General features: G+C 69.9%; 1 protein-coding gene and 1 pseudogene. Both read right to left on the bottom strand.

What is annotated here, in order from left to right:
* A pseudogene (locus ABZ664_RS39415) lies at positions 1-686 on the bottom strand (hypothetical protein); the annotation flags it as partial.
* Between the two features lie 31 nt (positions 687-717).
* Positions 718-1,137 (bottom strand): nucleotide disphospho-sugar-binding domain-containing protein (locus ABZ664_RS39420; RefSeq protein ID WP_362522405.1); only part of this gene is annotated, 420 nt, incomplete at its 5' end.

Consider the following 1,137-nt stretch of genomic DNA (forward strand, 5'->3'; position numbering starts at 1 on the left):
GTGCCGTTGTAGGGGATGTAGCGCAGGGGCAGGTAGGTGTGGGGCAGGTCCAGGCGGAGTGAGGTGGGGGTGTAGTCGATGGTGAAGTGACCGCTCGTCATGTCCTCGGAGAACGGCACGCCCGCCCGCCTCGCGTGCAGCCCCATCCACTGCCCGAGCGCGTCCGACAGGTGGCCTCCGTGCTCGTGCCTCGCCCGCAGGTAGTGGCCGCGCATGCGGGCGAACAGGTCGAGCCCCCACATGAAGCGGGCGTGCGCGGCCCCGGTCGCCTTCGCCGCGATCGCGCCGGCGTAGGTGAGCGGCTCCCAGATGACCAGATCGGGTTTCCAGTGCCGGCAGAAGTCGGTGAGGTCCACGATCATCGGGTCGTTCACCAGCCGGCACCACCACAGCACGTGCCCCTGGTAGCCCTCCCTGATCTTCTCCCAGGTGAGCATCTCGGGGCGGTCCTCGGCCATGTCGAAGTCCTTCTCCTGGCCCGAGTCCTTGGCGTGCTGGAGCACCCTGCCGAGACTGTGGTTTTTGCCGACGGGCACCGCGGTGAGGCCGGCGCCGGTGATGACGTCGGTGAGTTCGGGCTGGCTCGCCACCCGCACCTCGTGACCGGCGTTGCGCAGCGCCCACGCCAGCGGCACCATCCCCAGGAAATGGCTTTTTTCGGCGTACGTCGTGAACAGGACGCGCATGGTGTTCCTTCCTGCGGCCGACCTCGCGGCCTCAGCCGGTCCCTGTGGTGCCGCGGTGTCGGGCGGTGAGCCTTTCCAGCTCGGGGACGAGGTCGTTGGGGGTGGGCATGGTGTGCATCTCCTCGCGGAGCCGTGCGGCGGCGTGGGTGTAGGAGGGGTCGCCGAGCAGGCGCAGCAGGTCCTCGCGCACGCGGGCTCCGGTGGCCTCGCCACCGCGCACCACCAGCCCCGCCCCCAGCCCGGCCAGGTGGTCGCCCAGCACCGGCTCGTCGAACAGCTTCGGGAGCACGAGTTGCGGCACGCCGTGCGACGCCATGGTGAACACCGTGCCGGGTCCGCCATGGTCGATCACGGCGGAGCAGGTGGGGGCGAGGGCGTGCAGGGGGACGAAGGAGACGAGGCGGGTGTTGGCGGGGACGTGGTGGAGTTCGGCCTGTTGTTTTTCTGGGAG

This window comes from Streptosporangium sp. NPDC006930, from assembly GCF_040635605.1.
GTDB lineage: Bacteria > Actinomycetota > Actinomycetes > Streptosporangiales > Streptosporangiaceae > Streptosporangium.